Source organism: Clostridium sp. ZBS2, assembly GCF_023845855.1.
Lineage (GTDB): Bacteria > Bacillota > Clostridia > Clostridiales > Clostridiaceae > Clostridium > Clostridium aquiflavi.
In genome coordinates, this window is the sequence record NZ_JAMQIF010000019.1 from 353,898 (window position 1) to 380,339 (window position 26,442).

The following is a 26,442-nucleotide window of genomic DNA, read 5'->3' on the forward strand; positions in this document are numbered from 1 at the left end:
GGTGGGATAATTATGCAAAGTATTAAAAATAAAAATTTATCAAAATATAAATCATTAATAGGGCTTTTCATATTATGTATAGCTATTTCTATATTAACTCCAAGATTTTTATCTGTATCAAATATAACGAATGTATTAACTCAGGTTTCTGTGAATGCAATAATTGCCATAGGTATGACATTTGTAATATTAACAGGAGGAATAGACTTATCAGTAGGATCAACATTAGCTATTAGTGGTGCTTTAGCCGCATCAATTATTAACTCCGGTGGAAACGTATTCCTAGCAATTATAGTTGCAGTAGTAGTAGGTATTGTAGTAGGAATTATCAACGGAATGCTTATTTCAAAAGGAAAGATTCAAGCATTTATAGTTACACTTGCTTCCATGACTATATTTAGGGGTGTAACTTATGTGTTCACAAATGGAAATCCTATATCAGGATTAACAGGAAGTTTTAATGCTATAGGAAATTTTAAATTAGGAATATTACCACTACCAGTAATAATTACAGCCATAATGGTAGCAATAGCATATTACGTATTAACTCAAACAAGATTTGGTAGATATTTATATGCTTTAGGTGGAAATGAGGATTCAGCAAGACTTTCAGGTATAAATACAGATAAAATAAAGACTTTAGTATATGTAGTTTCAGGAATAGCAGCTGCAGTAAGTGGTGTTATTATAACTAGTAGAATTGGGTCAGCATCTCCAAATGCAGGTTCAGGATTTGAATTAGATGCAATTGCTGCAGTAGTAATAGGTGGTACCAGCCTTGCAGGTGGAGAAGGAAGTGTAATGGGTACTATAATAGGTGCATTAATTATAGGAGTTTTAAATAATGGATTAAACCTTCTTAATGTATCACCATTCTACCAATTAATAATAAAAGGAATAGTTATATTAGTAGCTGTCTTATTAGACAAAAAGGGAAGAAAATAAATAAGATATTTAAAAAATATAAACAATTATATAAAAATATAAACAATTATAAGAGAAAGAGGAGGAAATTAAAGATGAAAAGAAGAAGTTTAAAATTATTATCACTTACTATGGCTGGAGCATTAATGGTGGGAAGCTTTATTGGGTGTTCACCGCAAAAGAGTAATGATAAGAAATTAGGTATGGTTCTTTCAACATTAAACAATCCGTTTTTCGTTTCAATGAAAGAAGGAGCAGAAAAGAAAGCTAAGGAAATGGGATATGAACTAGTAGTTTTAGATTCACAAAATGATTCTACTAAAGAAAGATCAAATGTTGAAGATTTAGTGCAACAAGGTGTAACTGCATTAATGATAAATCCAACAGATAGTGATGCAGTTAAAAATTCAATACAAGTTGCTAATGATAGTAAGATACCAGTAATAACTTTAGATAGAGAATCAAATGGTGGTGAAGTTGTGTGTCATATATCTTCTGATAACGTAAAGGGAGGAAACATGGCAGCTGAATATATGTTAGAAACTTTAAAAGATAAAGAAACTATTAAAGTAGTAGAACTTCAAGGTGTACCAGGTGCATCAGCTACAAGAGACAGAGGTAAAGGTTTCAATGATGGAATAGCAGGTAAAAATAATGTAAAAGTAGTAGCAAGTCAATCAGCTGAATTTGATAGACAAAAAGGACTATCAGTAATGGAAAACATAATTCAAGCAACCCCAGATTTTGATGTGGTATTTGCTCATAATGATGAAATGGCTTTAGGTGCTGTAAAAGCTTTAAAAGCAGCTAACAAAAATGTTATAGTTATTGGCTTTGATGGAAATGTAGATGCAGAGACAGCTGTAAATGCTGGAGAAATGACTGCCACTATAGCTCAACAACCATCATTAATGGGAGAACTTGCAGTAGAGCAAGCAGGTAAAATTTTAAATGGTGAAACTGTAGAAAAACAAGTTCCAGCAGATTTAAAAGTATTAAAAAAATAAATATAACTACTAAAAAGATCTCTACATTTAGTAGGGATCTTTTATTGTTAATATTTTAGGTTAGAAAAATTATAGCTGTATGCTATAATAATAAAAATAAAACTTAATTAATAGGGGGCTTAATTAATTAAAACTGATATTTATGGAGGGGATATTTTGAAAAAAGTTACTATAATGGATATAGCTAAGCAAGTAAATGTTTCAAAGACGACTGTGTCCATGGTCTTAAATAATAAGAAAATAAATGTTTTAGAAGAAACTAGAGATAAAATTTTAAAAGCTGCTAAAGATCTTAATTATATTCCAAATTCATTAGCAAGAACGTTAAGTACAAATAGAAGTTATACTATTGGATGCATTGTTCCAGATATAGAAAATCCTTTTTTTTCAGAAATTGCTAAAGCTATAGAAACTGAAGCAGAAGATTGTGGATTTAGCATGATATTATGCAATACATTAAATAGAGAAGAAAAGGAAGAACATTATATAAAATTACTAATAAGTAAATTAGTTGATGGAGTTATAATAGTTCCAAGCAAATATGGAACTAATTCATTGGACTTATTAATAAGAAATAACGTTCCATTTGTTGTTGTGGATAGAAAAGTTAAATATAAGGAAAAGTACAATGTAGTACATTGTAATAATAAACAAGGAATAAAACTTGGAATTGAGTATTTAATTGGTAAATCAAAGAAAAATCTAGCATTTGTAGGTGGAATAAGACATGGAGTAGATACACGTCTTGATTATTTTAAAGAATTTGCATCTAAATTAGAAATTTTAAATGAAGATATAATTGAAGAAGAGAACTTTTCCATGAATGGAGGAATAAGAGCTACTGAAAAGATAATCAAGAAGAATAAGAATGTTGATTGCATTTTTTATAGTAGTGATGTAATGGCAATAGGTGGAATTAAGTATTTAATTAGAAATGGATATAATGTTCCAGAGGATATAAGTATATTGGGTTATGATAATATACGTATATGTTCATTCATAGAACCAGAGCTTACAACTATTGCTCAACCAATATATAAAATGGGAGAAGAATCATTTAAATTATTGCTTAAAGCAATAAATAGTGATGAGGAAACAAAAGAGAACATAAGTTTATCACCTTATTTAGTAGAAAGAGAAACAGTAAAATAAATAAAAGTCACTCATTTTATGAGTGACTTTTATTTGTATTTATCATATAATTTTTCCAATCGCCATCTGGAATATGTATAGATTTTTCACTAAATATTGAATCTATATCTTTATTATAAAAATAAACATAACAATTTTCTTTAGTTTTAGTGTTTAAATGTTCTACCTCTAAAAGAATTTTATTATATTCATTATTAGGATTATCTGAACTTATAAAGCCTTCCATATCATCAATAGCTTTAAGTGTACTATTATAATCTTTAATGCTTATTATTTCACCAAGTACTTTTCCATCACCTGGTAGTATAGCAGGATAACCTTTATAAGGCATATGATATAAATGCATTCCTTTAAGTAGAGCAGGCTTAGCTTCAATTACTTTACCATCTAAATACTTATTATAATTAAAAAAGCCTTCTCTTAAACTACCGTAAACGAAGATATTAATATTGCTCATTAGCAAATTTCTCCTTGGGCAGTTTTTATATCTTCATTATTTTCAACTGCTGCTTTAATACTTAATTCTAATCCTTTAGAAATATCTTCAATTGACATAGAAGGCATATTTGGTTTATTAACTACTTGAGATGGTATATATGGAACATGTATAAAGCCACCCTTTATATTAGGATATTTTTTATTTATCATATATAATACTCCATACATAACATGGTTACATACAAAAGTTCCAGCACTGTTTGAAACTGAACTAGGAATGCCAGCTTCTTGCATTTCTTTAACCATAGCTTTTATTGGAAGAGTAGCAAAATATGCATTTTCTCCATCTTCAAATACTTTTAAATCTATTGGTTGATTTTTTTCGTTATCTTCGATTCTAGCATCATCAATGTTTATTGCAACTCTTTCTGGTGTAATTCCGAAACGACCTCCAGCTTGCCCTATTGAGATTACTATATCAGGTTTATGAGCTAATATATTCTCTTCTATTTTTTCTAATGATTTTTTAAAAACAGTAGGAATTTCTAATTTTATTATTTCAGCATTGCTTATTGTATTTGGAAGCTTTTTTACAGCCTCTAATGCTGGGTTTATACTTTCTCCACCAAATGGATCAAATCCAGTTATTAAAACTTTCATTTAAATTCACGTCCTTTTTAATATAATGTTAATTTGTAGCTAGGTTCTAGTAATGCCTTGATATATGCAATATCAATCTACTATATTGTGTTTTAAGACTATATTTAATAAGCAAAGCCCCAATTACTTAGTCCAGATTTGCTTATGAATATATCAGTACTATGTAAAAAATAGTCATTATTTAAAATCCTAATGTATACATAAGAACTATATGTACTAATAATAAAATTAAAGATAATGGTGCTTGAGCTTTTATTACTGCATTTGTATCTTTTATTTCTAATAATGCAGCTGGTAACATATTGAAGTTAGCAGCCATTGGAGTTAATAATGTTCCACAGAATCCTGCTGTTAAAGCAAGTGCTGAACATATTACAGGATCTCCACCTTGAGCAAATACAAAAGGAACACCAATTCCAACAGTTATAACTGAAAATGCTGCAAATCCATTTCCCATTATTGCTGTAAATATAGCCATACCTAAGCAATAAGCAATAACTCCAGCTAAAGGATTACTTTGAGGTATAACTCCAGAAATAATGTTAGATATTATATCACCAACTCCAGCAACAGTAAATAAAGCACCTAAAGAAGCTAAAAGTTGAGGTAATATTGCAAACACACCTACTGATTGGAACATTCTATTACTATCTTCAACAAATTCCATAGGTTTAGCTTTAGTAAGAATAAATGTAATAAGTAAAGCAGAAGTAGCTGATATACCTATAGCAACTGTTCCTGATAAAGGAGTAAATGAAGCAATAATCATTGCAATTATAGCAATTGTTAATGATGGTACAAATATTTTTAATCCTAATTGTTCTGCTTTTAAATTAGTAAAGGTACTATCCAATTGCTTTAATGTACCAATATTAATTTGCTTGAATGCTGATAATAAAGCAATTACTACAATAAGAATACCAGTAACAATAGATGGTATTATTTTACCAAATATAAAAATTATAGATATTATTCCCCAGAATAGAGCAGTACCAATTCTAGTTTTATGAGTTTTGTCTTTTAAAGTAAATATCATCGTAATGGCCATATATAGACCTAATATGATATAAAATATTTCTAGTAATATATTAGAAATTTGTTTAATATCCATTTAGCATGTCCTCCATAATTATTGATTTTTAGAACTATATTTTCTCTTTAGGCTTCTATCTAAAAGATAGTTTTGTACTATACACAAAATAAATGCAACTATTGCAACTGGTATAGATGCTTTAGCGATTTGAAGTGTATCAACATTTAAACCTAGAGTTTCCAAAGTACTAGCTATTAAAAGTACTCCAGAATTAGCCATGAATACATTTTGTCCAAAGAAATTCCCAATATTATCAGAAGCTGCTGAGTAAGCTTTGATTTTATCTAAATCTTTTTCATCTAAATCTTTATATTTAGCAATTGAAGCACCTTCTGCCATTGGACTAATAAGTGGTCTAACAAATTGAGGATGCCCACCAAGTGTAACTCCCATTGCAATTGTTGCTTCTCTTATAAAAGTATATCCACTTAAAAGAATTCCAGTTGATAGTCCTTTTGCCTTTTGAATAAGCATTATAGCTTTTGCTTTCAATCCATATCTTTCACATAAACCTATTACAGGTATAGTAAGCATAAATAGACAAGTTGTTCTATTGTTTATAAATGCATCACCTAAAGTAGTAAGTATTTCTGTAATACTCATTCCAGAAACTAATCCAGTTATAATACCAGATGAAACTACTACAGCGATTGTGTCTAACTTTAGTGCAAAACCTACTATAATTATTAAAATTCCTATTAATTCCATAAAAATTTTGTCCTTTCGAATTGTATTTTTTACTATTATACAGAATTTCTTCATAAAAATCCATTAAAAAAATTAAAGGAATTAAAAAACAATCAACAAAATAGAGCGTTTAAGTAAAAAAGCTGTCAAAAACGAGCATAAAATATCAAAAAACACGATAATATTTATTCATAAGGAATTATCTTCTTATTAAGTAAGATTTAAGTTGATTTTCATAGTTTTATATGATGAATTACAAGAAATAATAACAAGTGCCTTAAAATAAAAAATATTTTAAAGGCACTTGTTTTATATATTATGAACTGTACATTATTTAAATGAATATTATATATTGTGACCCCTGGGGTCCAAAAATTTACATTTAGTAGGAAAGCAGGGATTTTTCATGCAAAAAAAAGTACTAGTTACTGGAGCTGATGGGTTTATTGGGAGTCATTTGTGTGAGATTTTATTAGATGAAGGTTATGATGTTAGAGCCTTTGTTTATTATAATTCTTTTAATTCATGGGGATGGCTTGACTCATTAGATAATAATAAAAAAAGTAAAATTGATATATTTTCAGGTGATATAAGAGATCCAAATGGTGTTAGAGAAGCAATGAATGGAATAGATGAAGTTTTTCATTTAGCTGCTTTAATAGCCATTCCGTTTAGTTATCACTCACCTGATTCATATGTAGATACAAATATAAAGGGAACTTTAAATGTTCTTCAAGCATCTAGAGAGTTAAATACAAAGAGAATATTAATTACTTCAACCTCTGAAGTTTATGGTACTGCTAAATACGTACCAATAGATGAAAATCATCCTTTTCAAGGACAATCTCCTTATTCAGCAACAAAGATAGGCGCTGATAGAATTGCAGAATCTTTTTATAGGAGTTTTAATTTACCTTTAACTATAGTGAGGCCATTTAACACATATGGTCCAAGGCAATCAGCAAGAGCTGTAATCCCTACAATAATAACGCAATTATTATGTGGTGAAAAACAAATTAAATTAGGATCATTAACACCAACTAGGGATTTTAATTATGTAAAAGATACAGCAAATGGTTTTCTTGAAATTTCTAAGTCTGAAAAAACTATAGGAGAAGAAATAAATATTGCAACTTCTAAGGAAATTTCAATAAAAGATCTTGCAAGTGAGATTATAAGGCAGATAAACAAAGACGCTACAATTATATGTGATGAGGAAAGATTAAGACCAGAAAAAAGTGAAGTTAACAGATTATTGGGTTCTAATGAGAAAATCAAAAAATTAACTAATTGGGAACCTAAATTTACTTTTGCAGAAGGAATAAAAGAAACTATAGATTGGTTTAGAGTGCCAGAAAATTTAGTTAGATATAAATCTGATATATATAATCTTTAGAGTTTTATATTGTTTGAATTTTTAATTTAAATACTAGGTTGTAAAAATAAAGAGTTTTATTAAAAGGAGATAACTTTATGAAAAAATTTATACCTTTATCAGTTCCTAATTTAAAGGGAAATGAAAAAAAATATGTTTTAGATGCTATAGATGAAGAATGGGTTTCAACTGGCGGTAAATATATAAATAAGTTTGAAGAAGAAATAGCTAAGTACTTAAATGTTAACAGTGCTGTAGCTTGTCAAAGTGGTACAGCAGGATTACATTTATCACTTATTCTTAGTGGAGTATGTGAAGGTGATGAAGTTATTGTGCCAACACTTACCTTCATTGCAGCCGTAAATCCAGTTAAATATATTGGTGCAAATCCTATATTCATGGATTGTGATGACAGTTTAACTATTGATGTAGAAAAGCTTGAAAGATTTTGCAAAGAAGAATGCAAACTAGTTAATGGAAATTTAATTAATAATAAATCTAAAAGACACATTAAAGCTATTTTGGTAGTTCATGTTTTTGGAAATATTGCTGATATGCATAAGATAGTGTACATTGCAAATAAGTATAATTTAAAAGTTGTTGAAGATGCTACAGAAGCTTTGGGATCTAAATTTACAAGTGGATTATACCAAGGAAAATATGCAGGTACAATAGGAGATTTTGGAGTATATTCATTCAATGGAAATAAGATTATAACAACTGGTGGTGGTGGGATGATTGTAGCAAAGGATGATAAGTTATTAGCTAAAGCTAAATATCTATCGACTCAAGCAAAGGATGATACTTTGTATTATATCCATAATGAAATAGGATATAACTATAGAATGACTAATTTACAAGGGGCTTTAGGAATTGGTCAACTTGAGCAATTAGACAAGTTCATAAGTGTAAAGAAGGAAAATTATGAGTATTATAAAAGTAATATAGAAAAAATAAAAGGATTATCATTACTAAAATTTAGTGATGATATTGAACCTAATTATTGGTTTTATTCTTTAGTTATAGGAGATGAATATCCACTTAAAAGAGATGATTTAATTAAATATTTATTATCAAAAGGTATTCAAAGTAGACCAATTTGGGACCTTATACAAGACCAAAAACCTTATACAAAATATGAAGCTTATGATGTTAAAAAAGCTAAATATTATATAGATAAAATAATAAATATTCCATGTAGTACTAACTTAAAAAAAGATGATATAGATACTGTTGTACAAGCATTGAAAAAATGAGTTGAATATTTAAAAGAAGGAGAATTTATGAAAACGGAGATATTAGCTATTATTCCAGCTAGAGGTGGGTCAAAGGGACTACCTAAAAAAAATATATTAAATTTAAATGGAAAACCATTAATAGCTCACACGATTTTAGCAAGTAAAAATAGTAAATTTGTTACAAGAGTTGTTGTAAGTACTGATGACAAGGAAATTGCAGACATCGCTGAAAAATATGGATCAGAAGTGCCATATTTAAGACCTAGCAGTTTAGCAAAGGACAAGTCGTTAACAATAGATAGTGTATTTCATATGCTTGATTATCTTGAAAAATATGAAGGTTATTTTCCAGAGTATGTTTTATTGCTTCAATGTACATCTCCACTTAGAAATGAACAGCATATTGATGAGGCAATAGAAAAACTAGTTAAAAGTAAGTTTCACGGGATTATATCAATTTGTAAGTCAGAAGTTAATCCTTACTGGACAAATATTTTTAAAAATGAAAGTCTTAAGTATTTTCTTGAGGAAGGTAAAAATATTACAAGGAGGCAGGACTTACCCAATATTTATAGATATAATGGTGCAATTTATTTAGCTAAAACAGAAGCATTAAAAAGAGAAAAAACCTTTGAAGTAGAGAATTTAACTGGATATGTAATGGATAGAGAATCTTCTATTGATATAGATACTGAAATTGATTTTAAAATAGCTGAAATAATAATGAAAAATAAGGATGTATCACATGATTAGAAATTTAAAATATCCAATTGGTGGGGAATTTTGGTTTGAAGATAAATTTCAAGATAAAAATATTTTTAATGATATTGAAAGCCAAGGACTACTTTTAAGTGGAGGGGATAGTGCAATAAGGTTTATTTTAAATGAAATTTCTTTTAAATATGGTGAAGTAATTGCACTTCCTTCTTACTTATGTCCAACAATTGTGAAATTAACAGAAAAACTAAATATTAAATATAAATTTTATAATATAAATAGAGATTTATCAATTAATATGGAATCTATAGAAAACTTAATAAGTAAATATAATATAAAAGCAGTATTTTTTATTGATTATTTTGGATTTTATCATAGTGAAAGTACAAGGAAGTTTTTAAAAAATTTACAATCAAAAAAGATTTTAATAATTGAAGATGCTGTACAAAAGTTTTGGATTAAGTGGCAAGATAAGTTTATTGGAGATTATGTATTTAATAGTTATAGAAAATTTCTTCCTATAGATGGATCATTAGTTTTATTTAATAAAGATAGAATTTTAAATAATATTAAGGCATTAAATAAAAGTGATAAATTAGTAGAATTCAAAAAAATAAATGATTCATTAAAATATAGAGAAGCAAATGATGACTATTTTAAATTAATGGAAAATGCAAGAGATATAAAAACAAAGTTTATATTAGAAGGCATAGGAAATGAAAATGATTATTTACATTTATTCGACATGGCTCATAAAGTATACTATGAAAGAAAAGATATATTTAAAATTAATTCAAAACACAAAGAATATTTAAATTATTTTCCAGTAAATAAATTGATTGATAAAAGAAGTGAAAATTATAAATATATTTTTAAAAATCTTAAAAATATAAAAGAAATTACTTTTTTAAATCATTCAGAAAATTTATATGATAACACACCTTTAGTTTTTCCAATTTTAATAGAAAACCGAGATTATATAAAAAAACAACTTATGAAACGTAATATATATATACCAGTTCATTGGAAGTTATCAAAGGAACCATGGATAAATGAATTTAAAGAGTCTTTAAGTATTTCTAAAAGAATTTTAAGTCTACAAATTGACTGGAGATATGAAACTCAAGATATGGATGTTTTAGTTAATTCTTTAAAAGATATTTTAAAATAAGTAGTAATTTGAGACGATATAAAAAATTTTCTTTATTATTATGAGAGATAAAAATGAAATTTAAAGTAAGTATAATTCAATGTTAGCCTGTTCTTTATAAAAAAATGAGATGAGTAGTAAATGCGAGAATACTTATTAAATATTCTCAAAATTTAATTGAATTTGATGATACATATAAAAGGAGGTGATGTAATGATTAAAATTTTAGATAGTTCATCTCAGAAATGGGATAACTATATTAATAAATTACCTTTATCTTTTAGAGATATATATTTCAAAAGTGAATATTATAATCTCTATGAAAATGGTAAGGATAAATTAGCAAAACTATTTGTTTATGAAGAAAAAGATAATCTAGCAATATATCCATTTATAATGAGTAAAATTAAAGGATATAACTTAAAAAATGAATATTATGATATAGAAACTGCTTATGGATATGGTGGACCATTAGCAAATACTAATGGTTCAGAATTTCTTAGTGATTTTGAAGACGCATTTAGAAATTTTTGCAAAAAAAATAATGTTATAGCAGAGTTCATTAGGTTTCATCCGTTGATAGATAATCATACTATATTTATAGATGATATTAAAGTATGTCATAACAGGACAACAACTTATATTAATTTAAATAAATCCATTGATGACATATGGAGCCAAGATATTATATCAAAAAATAGAAACGTTATAAGAAAGGCTAAAAAATCAGGACTTGTTACGGAATTTAGTTTTGATTTAAATGAGTTTAAAAAGGTTTATATAGAAACTATGGATAGATTAAATGCAGGAAAAAATTATTATTTCAATGATAAATATTTTGATGATTTAAATAAATTAGAGCATGTATGCATTAATGTTAAATTAAATGACATTACAGTAGCTAGTGGGATCTTTTTACAAGGTGATGAAATTTTCCATTATCACTTATCTGGTAGCTTAAAGGAGTATTTAAAATATTGTCCTAATAATTTATTGTTATGGACAGCTATCGAATATGCTAAAAATAGTGGTTTCTCTAAATTCCATTTTGGTGGAGGATTAACTAATAGCCAAGGTGACAGTTTATATAAATTTAAAAAAAGTTTTTGTAAAGATATTAGTGATTTTTACATTGGTAAAAGAATTCATAACAAAGAAGTATATGATTATTTAATGAATAAATGGCAATCTAAAAATAAGAAAAATGCAGAGCTTTTTCTTCAATATAAGGAGTAAAAGGTCTGATTATATAAAAATATATTTTATAAAAAGATAATAAAAATAGTTTACTTTATATCTCTTAAGTGTATTACAGATATTACTAAATTTTAAGAATTATTATATTAGGGGATGATAAAAATGTGCGCCGTTGTAAGGGAAATATTATGTGGAAAAAAACTTATGCATTGCAACAGAGTAAATATAGACTCTACTTTTCCTAAAAATGATTATATATTAATTACTGGAAAAGTTATAAGTCCTTACAAAGTTCCCTTGCCTTATGCTGCAATAAAGGTTTTTTCAATTGACACAAGATATTCACCAACTAAAAAAAAGTATGTGGGAGTAACTTTTAGTGATGAACAGGGGATTTATGGAATATCAGTCCCTAGATATTTAGAAATTTCTTATGAACTTAAAGCATATGGAGCCATATATGAATAAAATATTTAAGTGTATAATCACTTATAAAAAAGTAAAGCATATAATATATTAGATCAAATATATTAAGATTAGGCTGCTATGACTAATAGATTATAGTAACTTATTAAAATATATATTATAAATTAAATAATCACAAAAGAATAGCGTTCGGGGAGGAATTTTATATGTCAACTTATAAACCATTGGGAACCGTTATAAGTGCTGCTACTATTACTAGATATAATGGAAATAAATTAGCACAAGCAGTTGGAACTACTGCTTGGAATTTAGTATTAATCAATGGACTAGCTACAGGTAAAAGTATGCATATATCAGGTGAAGTAGTGGTTTCAGCTCCAATTGTTTTAAAGAGTGGTACAGTTTTAGGTTGGTATGGAACTACAGCAGGTTCAATAGGTAATGCTGATATACAAACATTTACAGATAGTACTGGTAAATATGGTGTAACTGTCAATACTGGAACAGCATTAACTCTTAAATTCTATGCACATGGCTAAAAATAATTTAATATAAAGAATTAATAATTAATTAATGTAAATAAAAAGTCAGAGATACAGTATTTTTATACTGTATCTTTCTGTGAATTTAGGGGGAAATAAATGAAAAAAATTAAATCTTTAGATGGATATTATCTATATAAAATTGAAAAAAGTGATTCTAAATATTATTTAGCAGATAATATAAATTATAAAAAAGATATTGATAAATTAATTGATAATTTAGATGATCTTAAATTTGATTCATTTATAATCCTTTTTGGATTAGATACTGGAGAATATTTGAAGAAATTAGAAAAAATATTATGTAGTAATAATAAAGTACTAATATTTGAACCTAATGAAGATATATTTAATGAAAATAAAGATATTGCTTTAAATGATAATATAAGTATAGTTTTATTTGATGAAGAAACTATAACACCTATACTTGCATCTATAATTGGCGGAAATAACTTTGATAATCTATATATTTATGCGTTTGGAAATTATAAAGATATATATAAGGATGAATATAAAAAATTAATAGATGCTATAGATGCTAAATATTTTTCTGTAAGTGGAAATATAATTTTGGCTTATAGATGTAAGGAATCTTTTATGAGAAATTCACTTCAAAATCTTAGTGTTATTAAAGAGTCAAGTCCGTTAAATTCCTATATAGGAATTAATAAAGATATTCCAGGAATAATAGTATCTGCTGGACCATCATTAGATAAAAATATAGAAGATATGGTTGCAAATAAGGAAAAGGTAAAAAAGTGTTTTGTTATTGCAAGCAATAGAACATTTACAACTCTTATAAAAAATGGAATAAAGCCGGATTTAGTTGTATCTATAGATCCATCAGATGCTATGTATGAGATGATGAAGGATAGCCTTAATGAAGATGTACCACTTTTATATTATGAATATAGTAATAGATATTTAATGAAAAATTACAAAGGTGAAAAGATATATATGTCTAATATTTTTTCAAAAGTAATTGAAGAAATTAATAAATTTGAAGGCTTATCTCAAGGGGGATCTGTTGCACACACTTGTTTAGCTATGGCTAATATATTAGGATGCAATCCTATAATACTCGTAGGACAAGATTTAGCATATACTTATGACAAGCATCATTCAGAGAAAGCTACTTTTAATATTGTAGACAATATTATTACTGAGAGTTGGGCAAATCAATTTGTAGATGATGTTTTTGGAAATAAGGTTAAAACAACAACAACCCTTCAAGTATTTAAAAATAGCATGGAATATCATATTAAACAATATAAGACTAGTAGAGATGTAGAATTTATAAATGCATCTTATGGTGCTGATATAAAAGGCGCGCCTCATAAAGAGCTATGTGATATATTTGAGGAAAATATTTTTAATAACAAAAAGCAATCATTGAAACCTGATAAGTGTATTGATTTAAAACCTGATAAAGTAATAAAGACCATAATTAATTTTGTCGATACTTTCATTGAAAAATCAGTACAAGGTATGGAACAGTGCACCATATTAGCAGATATTAAAGAAGAAAAATCACTTGTGGATATTAATCCAGAAGATATAGATTTTCAAAGATTTTTATTTATATTAGATATAGTACAAACATTTGAATCTTCTTTAGAAAGTTTTTATTTAGGTGGGTATTTTAATAAATTCCTATACACTATAAAAAGAGAGAGCTTTTTAATGCTTGCAAAGGATTATGATAAATTAACTTCCAATATGAAATATCAAGGCAAGGCATTTTTAAATTATTTTAAGAGAATGAATGAAATGCTTTTGGAGGCAAAGAAAATTATAGAAGATGAAGTTTCAAAATTTAAATAAATTCATATTATAGTAAGGAGAACTATTTATCATTAAGGAGGAAACAGTAAATGTCAGAAATAATTATAAATGGACAAGTCTACAAGGAAAAGAAAATTAAAAATTTAGTGGTTAATGGGACACCACAAAGTAGTATAATATTATCAGCTGATCAACTTAAAGGACAAGATAAACTACACGTAAATATAGAAACTGAACCTACTGTGGAGACTCCTAAAGTACAATCTAAGGAAAATCCAGAATAATAATTACAGAAATGGAAAACAACAATAAAAAAGAACCAATAGTTTTATATGGTTCCAGATTAAAGTGTAGTAAAATGCATGAAGTTAATATAGTTATAAAAAAGAAAAAATCAACAATTATAAAAGGAAATGTATATAATGAACAACATGAGCCATCAATTTGGGCTGCTGTTGAAGTAAAGGAAATTAATTGCTTAACTGAGTGCTGTAAGATATTAGGATATTGTTTTACTGATTATAAAGGAGAATATTTATTTTTATTACAACCAGCTTGTGGAAGACGTTATGAAATTTCTATATACTCTCCTTTAGTATAATATTAGAGGGTGAACAAAGTGGGGTGGCATAAAGAGATATTAATAAGTCCTAAAGAATTAAATAGATGTTCTATATTAAAGAAGAAAATTATTATAAAAAAGTCAATAGATGTATTAATAACAGGTAAAATATTAGACAAAGATAATAATCCAATACCTAAAGCTATAATATATATTAAACAAGTAAATAATAGCTATTATTCACCAGGAACCAAAGAGTATGGTTATTTAACTACAAATGAACAAGGAGAGTATGCAGTATTATTACCTTGTAGTTGTAAATTGGATTATGTGTTAGATGTATATGAGCCTATTATTAAATGCTAATTACTGAAATAAAATATATTTTCACAGTGAGGTTATTATGAGAAATATTAATTGTGATTACAACTCTGTATTGTTTAAGGGATATTTATATTATGAGGATAGAACACCTGTCAAAAATGCAATAGTATTATTGGAAATAGTATTATCAGATAAAGAAAAAGCATATACAGAAAAAGACAGTAGCCTTTATTGTGCATATAGTGTAACAAATGATTTAGGAGAATTTTGTTTTAAAATAAGTGATAAAAATCACTATTATAAGATAAAGATTTGCGAAAATCATAATATAAAATGTTTAGATAATGAAACAATTTTTGTAGATATGTAAAAGGAACTGTTTATCAGTTTCTTTTTTTATTCTTTAGAAAATTATTTTTAAAATAAAAATATTAGTAAACAAAGGAGATTTCTTATGGATATAAGTAGTCTTTTAGTAAGTAAAGATATATCAATAAAAAAAGGAATTAATATATTAGATAAAGCAGGCAAAAAAATTATAATTGTTGTTGAAGATAAAAAACTTAAGGGTGTAGTAACAGATGGTGATATCAGAAGATGGATATTAAAAAATGGTAATATATCAGAATCAATATATAATATAATGAACAAATCACCAAAGTATTTATTGGAGAAGGAAAGAAATAATGTTAAAAAAATAATGAAACAATTTAAAATAGAGGCTGTACCAATAGTGAATGAAGAAATTGAAGTTGTTGATATTGTATTTTGGAATGATGTTTATCAAAGTCAATGTAATTACTTTGAAACAAGTAAGATTCCAATTGTTATTATGGCAGGAGGAAAAGGTACTAGATTGCAACCATATACTAAAATTATTCCAAAGATGTTAATCCCAATAGGGAATATTCCTATTATTGAAAGGATAATAAATAATTTTAAAAATTTCAATTTTAATGATTTTTATGTAACAATAAATTATAAAAAAGATATTATTAAAGCATATTTCAATAAAGAAGCTCCCTACAATATATCTTTTGTTGAAGAGGACATTCCATTAGGCACAGCAGGAAGTTTGATTTTATTAAAAGATAATATAAAGGGTACTTTTTTTGTAAGTAACTGCGATATATTAGTTAATGCAAATTATTCAGATATATTGAAATTCCATAAAAAGTACCAAAATAAAATAACTATAGTTACTGCCCTAAAAAATTATATTATACCCTATGGAGTTTTTAATTTAAATGATGATGGGAGTATTAAATCTTTAGATGAAAAACCTAGTTATGAGTTCTTAGTGAATACAGGAATGTATATATTAGAACGCGAGGTTTTAGATTATATAGAAGAAAATAAATATTCAGATATGACTGATATTATATATAAACTTCTAGAAAATAAAGAAAGAGTTGGAATGTATCCTGTAACTCAAGGTGCATGGCTTGATATGGGAGAATTTGAATCTATGAAAAATATGATTGATAAACTAGTGTGAAATTTTAGAATCTAAATGTATTATGAATAAAAAATAAATAGGACAGAAACTTGAATGCTATCAGAAAAGGAAATAGTTGCACAAGTTTAAGTCCTATTTATATATATCTTTATTTTGGTTAAATAGAATTATTTTTTTGTGTATTTTTTATTTTGTATACATATTTTTTCATAGTTTTATAGATATTTAAATTTTCTAAGTAAATTTCTTTTCTTTCATCAGTTTCAACGTAGCCATTTTTTAATACATTTTTTATAGAACCTATATTATCTTCTAATATCCATCCATCTACTTCATCAATAAAGGTTAATTCACTTCTACTATAATCTATAGCAAATTTTATTATTTCAGTACCTAGTCCTTTACCTTTATATTTTGAATTTACTCCATGACCAGTTTCTATAATATTATTATTATTGCCAACTATATCTAAATACAGATATCCAACAGGTTCATCTGCTTCATCACTTCGAACTATAAATAAAAGCCTATCATCTCTTTTTAATTGATTTAAATACCAGTTTTTAAGATTAGGTTTATTAGGTTTTTCATCATGGCCTGTCCAATATATATTTTCATAATCGCTTCTTAAAATAAAGAAGTCTTCAAAATCTTCTTCCGCACATCTTTTAAAAAGAAGTTTCATGTAATAATTCCTCCAATCATAACTTAATAATAATACATATATTCTCATTAGAATTTTATATTTATCATCAGAATATAATATGAAAGATAAGATTTTCTGTGAGGTATAGAGATCCTAAGCATTTTAAAAAATATAAAGCCCAAAAAGGTGGTAATTTTATTGAAAAAGATATTGGCCATTACAGGAATAAGATCTGATTACGATTTAATGAGCAACTTATTTAAAAAAATAGATTCTGATGATTACTTTGAATTAAAACTTTTAGTCTGTGGTGCACATTTATCAAAAACTTATGGAAATACAGTGGATTTAATTGAAAAGGATAACTTAGATATATTAATAAAGATAGAAAGCTTAATTGATTCTGATACTAAAAGTTCTAGACTCAAAACAACATCTATAATATTGCAAAATTCAATTGATATAGTAAATCAATATTCTCCAGATTTGATAATTTACGCAGGTGATAGGGAAGAAGTATTAATTGGTGGGATGCTTGGAGCTTTTTTAGGTATTCCAAGTGCACATTTTTTTGGTGGAGATTATACAAAAAGTGGATTAGTTGATAATGAGCTTAGAAGTGCTGCATCTAAATTATCATCTATTCACTTTGTGTCTACTTATGAGCATAAAAAAAGAGTTATGAATATAGGAGAGCCTGAGTATAGAATTTTTCAAATAGGAAGTCCTGCGCTAGATAAATTTAAAACAGAGCCTATTGTAAATATAAATAAAATATATAAGAGATTAAATATGGAACCATTTAATAATTTTGTATTGGTTATTTATCATCCATTAGATGAAAAATCCTATGTAACATTTAATAATATATTAAAATGTCTTAAAGAACGAAAAATAAAAGCGTTTATAAGTTATCCTAATACTGATTCTGGAAATAAGGAAATTATAAACGCAATAGAAAAATATAAAAATGATAAGGATTTTTACTTTTATAAAAATCTAGATAGAAATACTTTTATAAATATATATAGAAATGCATCTTTTCAAATAGGCAATTCTAGTGCAGGCATAGTGGAAGCTGCTTGTGTTGGCATTCCTGTTATTAACATAGGAGTAAGGCAAGAAGGGCGTGCTGCAAATGAAAATGTGATTTTCGTTGGTGATGAATATAGTGAAGTAAAAAATGGAATAGAAAAAGCTTTAGATAAAGATTTTATAAATAAGTGCAAAAATATAAAAAATATTTATGGAGATTCAAACAGTTCAGAAAAAGCATATGAAATTCTTAAGAAATTAGAGTATAAAGATTATTTATTGAAATTGGAGGATCCAAATGAAATGTAAAAATGTATTAGTTATATCAGTACATCCAGATGATGAAACAATAGGGTGTGGAGGAACAATTCTTAAGCATAAAGATAACGGAGATAAAATTACCTGGCTCATATTAACAAGTGCTGAAACTAGATATGGTTATTCATATCAGCAAGTTATGGAGGAAAAAAAACAAGTTGAGAATATAGGGAAAGCTTATGGATTTGATAAAATATATAACTTAAAATTTGGACCAGCAAAGATAAATTATGATATCTTTTCAAATCTTATAAATAAGATAAGTGAAGTTATGTATAAGGTTAAACCAGAAATTGTTTATATGATTAATAGAAGTGATGTTCATACTGATCATCAAATAGGGGCTAAAGCTATATTAAGTTGCACTAAAAGTTTTAGGTATCCTTTTATTAAAAGAGTGCTTATGTATGAATGTTTATCTGAAACAGAAATTGCACCACAATTTCAAGAAAATATCTTTGTCCCAAATGTATTCTCTAATATTACAAAATATATTGAAAAGAAGTTAGATATATTAAAGTTATATAAAACAGAATTGCAAGATATACCTCAGCCAAGAAACGAAGAAAGTGTTAAAGCATTAGCAAGATATAGAGGATGTACCGCATGCACCAAATATGCTGAAGCATTTATGTTAGTTAGAGATGTTTTTTAAGGGGGAATTACTTTGTTAGAAGTGAGAGATTATAAGAAAAATGATGAAAAAGAGATTATGGGTTTATTCAAAAAGTCATTTAACCGAGATATGCATTATACAGAGTGGAAATGGAATTATAATGATAATATATGCAGTGATAAATTTATAAAAATTATGTGGGACGATGATGTTTTAGCAGGACACTATTCAGTATTACCAAGCAAAATGAATGTTTATGATAAAACTTACACATCAGGTTTATCTATGACAACTATGACGTCTCCAGAGTATAAAAAACAAGGTATTTTTGTTAAATTAGCGAATGCACTATATGAAGAAAATTATAATAAGTTACCAATTATATATGGTTTTCCTAACAACAATTCTTTACATGGCTTTATAAAGCATTTAGGATGGAATCATATTTTAGATATAGAAATGTATAGTTGTTATACGTATAAATCAGAATTAAAATCTTTGGATAAAAATATAAAGAATGTTGAATTTTTAGATAATAGGGTTGATGTTTTATTTAATATCTTTTCAAAGGAGTTTAAAGAGTACAAGTTAATGATTAAAAGAAATAGGGAATATATTCACTGGAGGTATGATTTAAATCCATACAATAAGTATTATTACTTAGTTTACGAAAAAGATAACGAATATTTAGGTTATTGCATTTATAAGATATTTGAAGAAGGAGGTAAAAAAGTTTGCGATTTAGTTGATATAATTGCAGTAAACAATGGAATTTATGAAAAACTTTTAAAAAGTTTAATTGATTTAATGGCTTGCAACAAGATTAGAAAAATAAATTCATGGTTTATAAATAAAGATAAATTAGATATTGGTAAAAATTTAGGATTTAATAGAACTAATTTAATTACTCATTTTGGATTTAAGTTAAATTGTGATTTTATAAAATTAGATGATATGGATGTTGATAAATGGTATATAACTATGGGTGATTCTGATGTGTTTTAGTTAAGATTAGTTAAATACAAAAGTAATGAGAAAAAGATAGAAAAATCATGTTTTAATTTTCAGTTTTAAAAGGATAATGAGATAAATTAGCTTCTATTAAAAATATTTAATAATAAGCTAATTTAGTAAAAAGGGAGGAGGATTTTAAATGGGGGTATTTATAATAGCTGAGGCTGGAGTAAATCATAATGGAGATATTAATTTAGCTAAAAAATTAGTGGATATGGCAAAACAATGTGGAGCAGATGCTGTAAAATTTCAAACATTTAAAGCAGAAGAAAGCACGGGTTCTTTTGCAGAAAAAGCAAAGTATCAAAAAGAAAATGACAAAACAGAAGAATCTCAACTGGAAATGATAAAGAAATTAGAATTGCCTTTTGAAAAGTTTAAAGAGATAAAAGAGTATTGTGATAAAAAAGGGATTATATTTGTATCTACACCAGATGGCATAGAGAGTTTAAATTATTTAGTAAGCCTTAATGTTGAGTTTATAAAAGTAGGATCAAGTGAAGTAACTAATATAGAATTTTTAAGAGAAATAGGAAATATAGGAAAGCCTATAATTCTATCTACAGGTATGAGTACATTAGGAGAAGTAGAGAAGGCTATAGATGCTATTTATTCTACAGGAAATAGAGATGTAAGGTTAATGCATTGCACTTCAGATTATCCAACTAAAGTGGAGGATGTTAATTTAAGAGCTATGGTTACATTACGAGAGGCTTTTAAGGTTCCAGTTGGATTATCTGATCATACATTGGGATTTGAGAGTGCAGTATCAGCTACTACTTTGGGAGCAGAATTTATAGAGAAGCACATAACATTAGACAAAAAAATGAAAGGACCAGATCATAAAGCTTCCATGATGTTAGATGAATTTAAAGAGTATATTATTCATGTTAAAAATACAGAAAAATTATTAGGCGATGGAATAAAAAAACCAACAGAAAAAGAGAAAGTTATAATGAATGATGCAAGAAGAAGCATATTAGCTTCTAGAGATTTAAAAAAAGGGACAATCATAGAAAAAGATATGATTGTATTTAAAAGACCAGGCTATGGCATAAGACCTGAATTATCGTATATATTGATTGGTAGAAAGCTAAAAAGAGATATATTAAAAGATGAAGTAATAATGTGGGAAGATGTTTAAAACAAGCCTTTAGAAATTTTCTAAAGGCTTTAATTTGTATCACTTTCTTTTACGTTCCTATCACTAAAATCTAGATGCATATTATAAGCTAAACCTGCAACTACTATTAATCCGCCTATTATTTTGCTAAGAGGAAACTGCCTAGAAATTAACCAATCTAATGCTATTCCAGTAAAAAGTTGAGCTACAAATATAAGTAATGTAACATAAAAAGCTGACATCTTTGGGGTTACTACACTGTTAAGGACAACAATAGCTACACCTAAAAGACCTCCTAAATAAGCATAAAATGGAACAGTATTTAATGAGGTAAATACAAATTTTTCTCTCATAATAAAAAAGAATAATATTGAAGTTATTGAGCCTGTAAAATAATTAAAATAACTTGATTCTATAAGACCTATTTCTTTAGAAAGTTTTGTATTTAGAATTCTAGAAACTACTATAATTACACCTGCTAATATAGACATTAATATATATATCATAAATGGTCCTCCTTTTAATATTAGAAGAAAGTCATAATACAGACACCAATTGTTATTATTGTAATGCCAATTATTTTTTTCTTATTAAATTTAATTTTTTGCATTCCTAGTAGTCCATATTGATCAAATATCATTGAAGTTAATGTTTGACCTAAAAGTCCTAGTGCCACTGGTAATGCTACTCCAATAACAGAAAAAGTTATATTGTTAAATAATATTGTGAAAATTCCAAGAGCACCAGCACTATAAAGATATAATGGCAAATGCATTTTAAATGGTATTTTTATTTTTTTATAAAGCATTATTATAACTAAAGCTAAATAACCTAAAATATGAATCACCATTAAAGAAGAATAATTTCCAATACCAGAAGATAATTCTCCATTACAAACAATCATAACTGCAATAAGTACACCAATTAATAAAGATAATAAATTATACATAGTATCTCCTTATAAAAATATAATTCTTGATTTATAAACTTAGTTTAAGCTATTATAAAGGAAATAGTGTAGGACATATGTCATATTGTAATGAAAATTATTAATTGTCACTAAAAAGGAGAGAAGTTTTTGGTTAAAGTAAACGATTTTAAAAGAATGGAAAAGTATATAGAAAAATACAAAATAAATGATATGTTTAGCATAGATATGAGAGAATATATGTCTTTATATATGTTTGGTAAGAATGAACATATATGTAAAGAAGAAGAGGTTTTAAATAAAATGTTTTTTGTGGTTGATGGTAAAGCCAAAGTATATAAAAATTTAGCAAATGGTAAATCATTGTTATTATCATTTTATAATCCATTTACTGTAGTTGGAGATATTGAATTTTTAGAAAATGATAGTGCGGATTGTAGTGTTCAAGCTATAAAAGATACGTATTGTATTGTTATTGAATTTTCAATAATTAAAGATAAATTAATGGATGACTGTAAGTTTTTAAGAAATAGATGTAAATATTTAGGGGAAAAGCTAAGATGTAATAGTAAGAATAGCTCAATAAATTTGCTTTATCCTCTTGAAAACAGATTAGCAAGCTATATTTTGGCATTTGTAAATGGAGATAATAATCTACGTTTTATATTTGAAGGTGGGTATAATGAAACAGCAGAACTACTAGGGACTAGTTATAGACATTTAAATAGAACATTAAATAAATTCTGCAGTGAAGGAATTATAAAAAAAGATGATAGGTCTTACATAGTAAATAATATTGATAAACTTAAATATTTATCAGGTGATTTATACAGATAATTAAAATAAATACATAATATTTTTTACAAACTTAATTTTATTTTCAATATTTGATAAACTTAAATAAATTTTATACGAAAATTAAATAGAGACAATGGAATTTAATGATATTAAAAATAAATTATGTTAGTTTCAATATTAGTTTAAAAAAAGGGGATGACAATATGAAGAGTAATATATTATTAGAATCAGGTACAGGAGAGTTAGAAATTATTGATTTTGTTGTTAATGGAACTCATTATGCAATAAATGTAGTAAAAGTTAAAGAAATAATTAAAATGCCAAACGAAAGTTTAACTAAATTACCTGATCCTAAACCTGAAGTAGCTGGACTTATATTATGTAGAGATGAAATTCTTACTTTAATTGATTTAAAATATACATTAAATAAACAAAGAGATCATGAATTAGGATCTAAAGTTATAATTTGTGAATTCAATAAAATTAAAGTTGCATTTAATATTGATGATGTAGTAGGTGTGCATCGCATTAAATGGGGAGATATAAGAAAGCCAGATGATTTATCTGAAAATTCATTATCTGTCGGAAACATACTTTTAAATGATAAAGTTTTAATTATGTTAGACTTTGAAAAGATAGTAACAGATCTTTGCCCAAGCGTGGGAATAAGTGAAGATAGACTTGTGAAGGTAAACTATAAAGATAGATCAGATATAAAATTAATCTTAGCTGATGATTCAGCACTAATTAGAAAACTTTTAAAAGAAACACTTACAAAGGCAGGATTTACTAATTTAAGATTATTTAATGATGGAAAGCAAGCTCTGGATTTCTTAAAAGGTATATCAGAAAAAAAAGGTGAGAATTTTAAAGAAGAAGTTGACCTTCTTATTACTGATATAGAAATGCCACAAATGGATGGTCTTACACTTACAAGAAGAGTGAAAGAAGATGAAATATTATATAAATTGCCAGTAATAATATTCTCATCATTAATTACTGACGAATTAAGACACAAAGGTAAATCTGTTAAAGCAGATGCTCAATTGAGTAAACCAGAGATAGAAGAACTAGTACGTGTTATAGACAAGTTATTAAATAAGTAATTTTAATAACTCAAGGTAGAAAGGAGATTAAAATCTTTTCTACCTTTTTTATTTAATGTTAACTTGTATAAGGATTACTTTTATAATAAAATTATAAATGCATTATTTATATAGTGTTATTGGAATAATATTATTAATTGTATATAGTTTAAAGTTAAAATAAATGATAAGGTGTGTAACAATATGGAAGAATTTAAAAAAGTTATTGATGAAATTTTACAAGAAGAGATTATAAAAGTAGTTGTTAGTAATAAAATGAATAAAGATGTTAAATACAATAAAATAACGTTTATTCTTAAAGAAAATGAAAAGAATAAGTATTATCAAATAGAAAAGTTTACAGATAAACAAATTTTTCATGAAAATATACATATAGATGAGTTCAATGACAAGATTATTAAATATGTTGAAAATAATTATAAACAGCTTTCAGCATGGTCAGATACAAGTACCTTTGATTTAAAGATATCTAAAAAAGGTAAAATATTTTTAGGCAAGAAAAGATCTGATAATAAGAATCTTGCAAATAAATCTCATAATAAAGAAAAAAATTATATTTTAAAAGAGGGAATGATAATAGAGCCACTTATAGATTTAGGGATATTTACTAAAGAAGGAAAAGTAGTTAACTCTAAATATGATAAGTATAAGCAAATAAATAGATTTGTGGAGATTATTGATGATGAAATCAAAAATAATGATTATAAAGAACTCACAATTCTAGATTTTGGATGCGGAAAATCGTATTTAACATTTGTACTTTACTATTATTTTGTAAAAATTAAAAACATAAATGTAAAAATGATAGGTTTAGATCTTAAAGAAGATGTTATTAAAAAATGTAATGATATTGCTAAAAGATACAAATATGATAATTTGCATTTTGAACTTGGAGATATAAACGGATTTAAATATAATAATAAAGTTGATATGGTTATAACACTGCATGCTTGTGATACAGCAACTGATTATGCTCTATATAATGCAATAAAATGGAATAGTAAAATGATTTTTTCAGTTCCATGTTGTCAACATGAATTCAATAGTCAAATAAAAACAGATTCTTTATCTATATTAACTAAGTATGGAATAATTAAAGAACGAGTTTCAGCACTTATGACTGATTCAGTTAGGGCTAATCTTTTAGAATGTATGGGTTATAAAACTCAATTATTGGAGTTTATTGATATAGCACATTCACCTAAAAATATATTAATTAGAGCATCAAAAGCTAAAATATCAAATAATAAAAAAGAAAAATCTTTATTAGAAGTTAAGAATTTAATGGAACAATTTAATGTTAAACCAACATTATTTAACTTATTAGAAAATGATAAATTAATATGCACACAAATAAGAGAAGATTAATATTAATACTAATTAAGATATAATTATTAAAAATAGAAAGTAGGCTTTTAGAAGTTTACTTTCTATTTTTGTTGTTTGTTTATTAGAAAAAATGTTATGATTTATAAAAAAGGCAAATAAGAATTAGTTAGACAATTTTATAGGATGTGGGGAATAATGAATTCAGTTAATCATTTTAGAACAATAACAAATCATAAATTATTAGTTATGAAATATTGCTTTAAAGTCGGGTTATATAAACAAGGTTTACTACATGATTTATCTAAGTATTCTTGGGTGGAATTTTCAGCAGGAATAAGATATTATAGAGGTGATGTTAGTCCTAATGGAATACAAAAAATAGAAGAAGGATATTCTAAAGCATGGCTTCATCATAAAGGGCGAAATAAGCATCATTTAGAATATTGGATAGATTATGGTGTAAATATAAAAGAAGGACTTGTAGGAATGAAAATGCCAACAAAGTATGTAGTTGAGATGTTTATTGATAGAATGTGTGCTTCGATGAATTATCAAAAGGAGAAGTATAGTGATAGAAGTGCATTAGAATATTACAATATAGGTAAAAATCATTATATTTTGCATAAAGAAACGAGAGAATTATTAGAATTTTTACTTAATAAACTTGCAGGTGACGGTGAAGAACTAACTCTTAATTATATTAAGAATAATTTATTAAAGAAATAAGGCTATGTTTTAGCAGAGTGTTGATATATGCATAAGTAAAGTGGACTGAGTAATTGAACTTAGGAAT

Annotated in this window: 31 protein-coding genes; 24 read left to right on the plus strand and 7 right to left on the minus strand. The window is 26.4% G+C overall.

Translation table 11 applies throughout. The features are described from left to right. Positions 1 to 12 precede the first annotated feature (12 nt). The 3 genes from NG918_RS12830 (at position 13) to NG918_RS12840 (ending at position 3,083) form a co-directional block, all read left to right on the plus strand. Positions 13 to 945, plus strand: a complete 933-nt coding sequence (locus NG918_RS12830) for an ABC transporter permease (RefSeq protein WP_252214179.1) — start codon at positions 13 to 15, stop codon at positions 943 to 945. A gap of 74 nt (positions 946 to 1,019) precedes the next feature. Then, complete coding sequence (rbsB, locus tag NG918_RS12835; protein WP_252214178.1) at positions 1,020 to 1,931, plus strand: ribose ABC transporter substrate-binding protein RbsB; 912 nt, start codon at positions 1,020 to 1,022, stop codon at positions 1,929 to 1,931. A gap of 156 nt (positions 1,932 to 2,087) precedes the next feature. Further along, on the plus strand, positions 2,088 to 3,083 hold the full coding sequence (locus NG918_RS12840) for a LacI family DNA-binding transcriptional regulator (protein ID WP_252214176.1): 996 nt from the start codon (positions 2,088 to 2,090) through the stop codon (positions 3,081 to 3,083). Between the two features lie 16 nt (positions 3,084 to 3,099). Here NG918_RS12840 and NG918_RS12845 read toward each other — a convergent pair whose 3' ends face one another. The 4 genes from NG918_RS12845 to NG918_RS12860 all read right to left on the minus strand — a co-directional run bounded on the left by NG918_RS12845 (position 3,100) and on the right by NG918_RS12860 (position 5,982). Then, positions 3,100 to 3,540 (minus strand): gamma-glutamylcyclotransferase family protein, encoded by a 441-nt coding sequence (locus tag NG918_RS12845; RefSeq protein ID WP_252214174.1) that lies wholly within the window; start codon positions 3,538 to 3,540, stop codon positions 3,100 to 3,102. Further along, positions 3,540 to 4,181 (minus strand): pyroglutamyl-peptidase I, encoded by a 642-nt coding sequence (gene pcp / locus NG918_RS12850; RefSeq protein ID WP_252226503.1) that lies wholly within the window; start codon positions 4,179 to 4,181, stop codon positions 3,540 to 3,542. Before pcp ends, NG918_RS12845 begins: the two co-directional genes overlap by 1 nt. A gap of 181 nt (positions 4,182 to 4,362) precedes the next feature. Further along, positions 4,363 to 5,292, minus strand: coding sequence for a DUF979 domain-containing protein (locus NG918_RS12855; protein ID WP_252214170.1), 930 nt, complete (start codon positions 5,290 to 5,292; stop codon positions 4,363 to 4,365). Positions 5,293 to 5,310: 18 nt separating this feature from the next. Then, positions 5,311 to 5,982: a DUF969 domain-containing protein gene (locus NG918_RS12860; RefSeq protein WP_252214168.1), complete on the minus strand. Its 672-nt coding sequence runs from the start codon at positions 5,980 to 5,982 to the stop codon at positions 5,311 to 5,313. 385 nt (positions 5,983 to 6,367) lie between these two features. Here NG918_RS12860 and NG918_RS12865 point away from each other — a divergent pair, with 385 nt between their 5' ends. The 13 genes from NG918_RS12865 to NG918_RS12925 all read left to right on the plus strand — a co-directional run bounded on the left by NG918_RS12865 (position 6,368) and on the right by NG918_RS12925 (position 16,775). Next, on the plus strand, positions 6,368 to 7,357 hold the full coding sequence (locus tag NG918_RS12865; protein WP_252214166.1) for an NAD-dependent 4,6-dehydratase LegB: 990 nt from the start codon (positions 6,368 to 6,370) through the stop codon (positions 7,355 to 7,357). Between the two features lie 77 nt (positions 7,358 to 7,434). Further along, the gene (locus NG918_RS12870) at positions 7,435 to 8,592 is read left to right on the plus strand and encodes a LegC family aminotransferase (RefSeq protein ID WP_252214164.1); all 1,158 of its coding nucleotides are present in this window, start codon (positions 7,435 to 7,437) and stop codon (positions 8,590 to 8,592) included. Positions 8,593 to 8,619: 27 nt separating this feature from the next. Next, positions 8,620 to 9,327, plus strand: a complete 708-nt coding sequence (locus tag NG918_RS12875) for an acylneuraminate cytidylyltransferase family protein (RefSeq protein WP_252214162.1) — start codon at positions 8,620 to 8,622, stop codon at positions 9,325 to 9,327. Then, positions 9,320 to 10,462 (plus strand): DegT/DnrJ/EryC1/StrS family aminotransferase, encoded by a 1,143-nt coding sequence (locus tag NG918_RS12880; protein WP_252226506.1) that lies wholly within the window; start codon positions 9,320 to 9,322, stop codon positions 10,460 to 10,462. The genes NG918_RS12875 and NG918_RS12880 overlap by 8 nt, the downstream gene beginning before the upstream one ends. 192 nt (positions 10,463 to 10,654) lie before the next feature. Further along, the gene (locus NG918_RS12885; RefSeq protein ID WP_252226508.1) at positions 10,655 to 11,677 is read left to right on the plus strand and encodes a lipid II:glycine glycyltransferase FemX; all 1,023 of its coding nucleotides are present in this window, start codon (positions 10,655 to 10,657) and stop codon (positions 11,675 to 11,677) included. A gap of 123 nt (positions 11,678 to 11,800) precedes the next feature. Continuing rightward, complete coding sequence (locus NG918_RS12890; protein WP_252214156.1) at positions 11,801 to 12,106, plus strand: carboxypeptidase regulatory-like domain-containing protein; 306 nt, start codon at positions 11,801 to 11,803, stop codon at positions 12,104 to 12,106. 164 nt (positions 12,107 to 12,270) lie between these two features. Further along, positions 12,271 to 12,603 (plus strand): hypothetical protein, encoded by a 333-nt coding sequence (locus tag NG918_RS12895; protein WP_252214154.1) that lies wholly within the window; start codon positions 12,271 to 12,273, stop codon positions 12,601 to 12,603. A gap of 102 nt (positions 12,604 to 12,705) precedes the next feature. Next, on the plus strand, positions 12,706 to 14,430 hold the full coding sequence (locus NG918_RS12900; RefSeq protein ID WP_252214152.1) for a motility associated factor glycosyltransferase family protein: 1,725 nt from the start codon (positions 12,706 to 12,708) through the stop codon (positions 14,428 to 14,430). A 50-nt stretch (positions 14,431 to 14,480) separates the two neighbouring features. Beyond that, positions 14,481 to 14,675 carry a hypothetical protein gene (locus tag NG918_RS12905; protein WP_252214150.1) on the plus strand — a complete coding sequence of 65 codons (195 nt, stop codon included), beginning with the start codon at positions 14,481 to 14,483 and terminating at the stop codon, positions 14,673 to 14,675. A gap of 11 nt (positions 14,676 to 14,686) precedes the next feature. After that, positions 14,687 to 14,992, plus strand: coding sequence for a hypothetical protein (locus NG918_RS12910; protein ID WP_252214148.1), 306 nt, complete (start codon positions 14,687 to 14,689; stop codon positions 14,990 to 14,992). Between the two features lie 18 nt (positions 14,993 to 15,010). Continuing rightward, complete coding sequence (locus NG918_RS12915; protein ID WP_252214147.1) at positions 15,011 to 15,319, plus strand: peptidase associated/transthyretin-like domain-containing protein; 309 nt, start codon at positions 15,011 to 15,013, stop codon at positions 15,317 to 15,319. A 37-nt stretch (positions 15,320 to 15,356) separates the two neighbouring features. Continuing rightward, positions 15,357 to 15,647, plus strand: coding sequence for a hypothetical protein (locus NG918_RS12920; RefSeq protein ID WP_252214145.1), 291 nt, complete (start codon positions 15,357 to 15,359; stop codon positions 15,645 to 15,647). A gap of 84 nt (positions 15,648 to 15,731) precedes the next feature. Continuing rightward, positions 15,732 to 16,775: a sugar phosphate nucleotidyltransferase gene (locus NG918_RS12925; RefSeq protein WP_252214143.1), complete on the plus strand. Its 1,044-nt coding sequence runs from the start codon at positions 15,732 to 15,734 to the stop codon at positions 16,773 to 16,775. A gap of 118 nt (positions 16,776 to 16,893) precedes the next feature. On the opposite strand, the gene NG918_RS12930 is transcribed toward NG918_RS12925, so the two are convergent. Then, positions 16,894 to 17,421, minus strand: a complete 528-nt coding sequence (locus NG918_RS12930) for a GNAT family N-acetyltransferase (RefSeq protein ID WP_252214141.1) — start codon at positions 17,419 to 17,421, stop codon at positions 16,894 to 16,896. A 159-nt stretch (positions 17,422 to 17,580) separates the two neighbouring features. On the opposite strand from NG918_RS12930, the gene neuC reads away from it, so the two are divergent. The 4 genes from neuC (at position 17,581) to neuB (ending at position 21,509) form a co-directional block, all read left to right on the plus strand. Beyond that, positions 17,581 to 18,726, plus strand: a complete 1,146-nt coding sequence (neuC, locus tag NG918_RS12935; RefSeq protein WP_252214139.1) for a UDP-N-acetylglucosamine 2-epimerase — start codon at positions 17,581 to 17,583, stop codon at positions 18,724 to 18,726. Further along, positions 18,716 to 19,390 (plus strand): PIG-L deacetylase family protein, encoded by a 675-nt coding sequence (locus tag NG918_RS12940; RefSeq protein WP_252214137.1) that lies wholly within the window; start codon positions 18,716 to 18,718, stop codon positions 19,388 to 19,390. The genes neuC and NG918_RS12940 overlap by 11 nt, the downstream gene beginning before the upstream one ends. Before the next feature lie 21 nt (positions 19,391 to 19,411). Further along, positions 19,412 to 20,356: a GNAT family N-acetyltransferase gene (locus NG918_RS12945; RefSeq protein WP_252214386.1), complete on the plus strand. Its 945-nt coding sequence runs from the start codon at positions 19,412 to 19,414 to the stop codon at positions 20,354 to 20,356. Between the two features lie 148 nt (positions 20,357 to 20,504). Continuing rightward, on the plus strand, positions 20,505 to 21,509 hold the full coding sequence (gene neuB / locus NG918_RS12950; protein ID WP_252226513.1) for an N-acetylneuraminate synthase: 1,005 nt from the start codon (positions 20,505 to 20,507) through the stop codon (positions 21,507 to 21,509). 29 nt (positions 21,510 to 21,538) lie between these two features. Here neuB and NG918_RS12955 read toward each other — a convergent pair whose 3' ends face one another. Continuing rightward, on the minus strand, positions 21,539 to 21,994 hold the full coding sequence (locus NG918_RS12955; RefSeq protein ID WP_252214134.1) for a DMT family transporter: 456 nt from the start codon (positions 21,992 to 21,994) through the stop codon (positions 21,539 to 21,541). A 20-nt stretch (positions 21,995 to 22,014) separates the two neighbouring features. Continuing rightward, complete coding sequence (locus tag NG918_RS12960) at positions 22,015 to 22,437, minus strand: DMT family transporter (RefSeq protein WP_252214132.1); 423 nt, start codon at positions 22,435 to 22,437, stop codon at positions 22,015 to 22,017. Positions 22,438 to 22,566: 129 nt separating this feature from the next. Here NG918_RS12960 and NG918_RS12965 point away from each other — a divergent pair, with 129 nt between their 5' ends. The 4 genes from NG918_RS12965 to NG918_RS12980 all read left to right on the plus strand — a co-directional run bounded on the left by NG918_RS12965 (position 22,567) and on the right by NG918_RS12980 (position 26,375). After that, entirely contained in the window at positions 22,567 to 23,253 is a 687-nt protein-coding gene (locus NG918_RS12965; protein WP_252214130.1) for a cyclic nucleotide-binding domain-containing protein, read from the plus strand. Positions 23,254 to 23,417: 164 nt separating this feature from the next. Then, entirely contained in the window at positions 23,418 to 24,320 is a 903-nt protein-coding gene (locus tag NG918_RS12970) for a chemotaxis protein (protein WP_252214128.1), read from the plus strand. A gap of 183 nt (positions 24,321 to 24,503) precedes the next feature. Further along, positions 24,504 to 25,688 (plus strand): class I SAM-dependent methyltransferase, encoded by a 1,185-nt coding sequence (locus NG918_RS12975; protein WP_252226515.1) that lies wholly within the window; start codon positions 24,504 to 24,506, stop codon positions 25,686 to 25,688. A 156-nt stretch (positions 25,689 to 25,844) separates the two neighbouring features. Further along, positions 25,845 to 26,375, plus strand: a complete 531-nt coding sequence (locus tag NG918_RS12980; RefSeq protein WP_252226517.1) for a DUF5662 family protein — start codon at positions 25,845 to 25,847, stop codon at positions 26,373 to 26,375. Positions 26,376 to 26,442 lie beyond the last annotated feature (67 nt).

Bases quoted from the DNA above. Each gene is read 5' to 3' on its own strand.
- NG918_RS12830 (WP_252214179.1), top strand. From the start codon at position 13: ATGCAAAGTATTAAAAATAAAAATTTATCAAAATATAAATCATTAATA.
- rbsB (WP_252214178.1), top strand. From the start codon at position 1,020: ATGAAAAGAAGAAGTTTAAAATTATTATCACTTACTATGGCTGGAGCA.
- NG918_RS12845 (WP_252214174.1), bottom strand. From the start codon at position 3,540: ATGAGCAATATTAATATCTTCGTTTACGGTAGTTTAAGAGAAGGCTTT.
- pcp (WP_252226503.1), bottom strand. From the start codon at position 4,181: ATGAAAGTTTTAATAACTGGATTTGATCCATTTGGTGGAGAAAGTATA.
- NG918_RS12855 (WP_252214170.1), bottom strand. From the start codon at position 5,292: ATGGATATTAAACAAATTTCTAATATATTACTAGAAATATTTTATATC.
- NG918_RS12860 (WP_252214168.1), bottom strand. From the start codon at position 5,982: ATGGAATTAATAGGAATTTTAATAATTATAGTAGGTTTTGCACTAAAG.
- NG918_RS12865 (WP_252214166.1), top strand. From the start codon at position 6,368: ATGCAAAAAAAAGTACTAGTTACTGGAGCTGATGGGTTTATTGGGAGT.
- NG918_RS12870 (WP_252214164.1), top strand. From the start codon at position 7,435: ATGAAAAAATTTATACCTTTATCAGTTCCTAATTTAAAGGGAAATGAA.
- NG918_RS12875 (WP_252214162.1), top strand. From the start codon at position 8,620: ATGAAAACGGAGATATTAGCTATTATTCCAGCTAGAGGTGGGTCAAAG.
- NG918_RS12880 (WP_252226506.1), top strand. From the start codon at position 9,320: ATGATTAGAAATTTAAAATATCCAATTGGTGGGGAATTTTGGTTTGAA.
- NG918_RS12885 (WP_252226508.1), top strand. From the start codon at position 10,655: ATGATTAAAATTTTAGATAGTTCATCTCAGAAATGGGATAACTATATT.
- NG918_RS12890 (WP_252214156.1), top strand. From the start codon at position 11,801: ATGTGCGCCGTTGTAAGGGAAATATTATGTGGAAAAAAACTTATGCAT.
- NG918_RS12895 (WP_252214154.1), top strand. From the start codon at position 12,271: ATGTCAACTTATAAACCATTGGGAACCGTTATAAGTGCTGCTACTATT.
- NG918_RS12900 (WP_252214152.1), top strand. From the start codon at position 12,706: ATGAAAAAAATTAAATCTTTAGATGGATATTATCTATATAAAATTGAA.
- NG918_RS12905 (WP_252214150.1), top strand. From the start codon at position 14,481: ATGTCAGAAATAATTATAAATGGACAAGTCTACAAGGAAAAGAAAATT.
- NG918_RS12910 (WP_252214148.1), top strand. From the start codon at position 14,687: ATGGAAAACAACAATAAAAAAGAACCAATAGTTTTATATGGTTCCAGA.
- NG918_RS12920 (WP_252214145.1), top strand. From the start codon at position 15,357: ATGAGAAATATTAATTGTGATTACAACTCTGTATTGTTTAAGGGATAT.
- NG918_RS12925 (WP_252214143.1), top strand. From the start codon at position 15,732: ATGGATATAAGTAGTCTTTTAGTAAGTAAAGATATATCAATAAAAAAA.
- NG918_RS12930 (WP_252214141.1), bottom strand. From the start codon at position 17,421: ATGAAACTTCTTTTTAAAAGATGTGCGGAAGAAGATTTTGAAGACTTC.
- NG918_RS12940 (WP_252214137.1), top strand. From the start codon at position 18,716: ATGAAATGTAAAAATGTATTAGTTATATCAGTACATCCAGATGATGAA.
- neuB (WP_252226513.1), top strand. From the start codon at position 20,505: ATGGGGGTATTTATAATAGCTGAGGCTGGAGTAAATCATAATGGAGAT.
- NG918_RS12955 (WP_252214134.1), bottom strand. From the start codon at position 21,994: ATGATATATATATTAATGTCTATATTAGCAGGTGTAATTATAGTAGTT.
- NG918_RS12960 (WP_252214132.1), bottom strand. From the start codon at position 22,437: ATGTATAATTTATTATCTTTATTAATTGGTGTACTTATTGCAGTTATG.
- NG918_RS12970 (WP_252214128.1), top strand. From the start codon at position 23,418: ATGAAGAGTAATATATTATTAGAATCAGGTACAGGAGAGTTAGAAATT.
- NG918_RS12975 (WP_252226515.1), top strand. From the start codon at position 24,504: ATGGAAGAATTTAAAAAAGTTATTGATGAAATTTTACAAGAAGAGATT.
- NG918_RS12980 (WP_252226517.1), top strand. From the start codon at position 25,845: ATGAATTCAGTTAATCATTTTAGAACAATAACAAATCATAAATTATTA.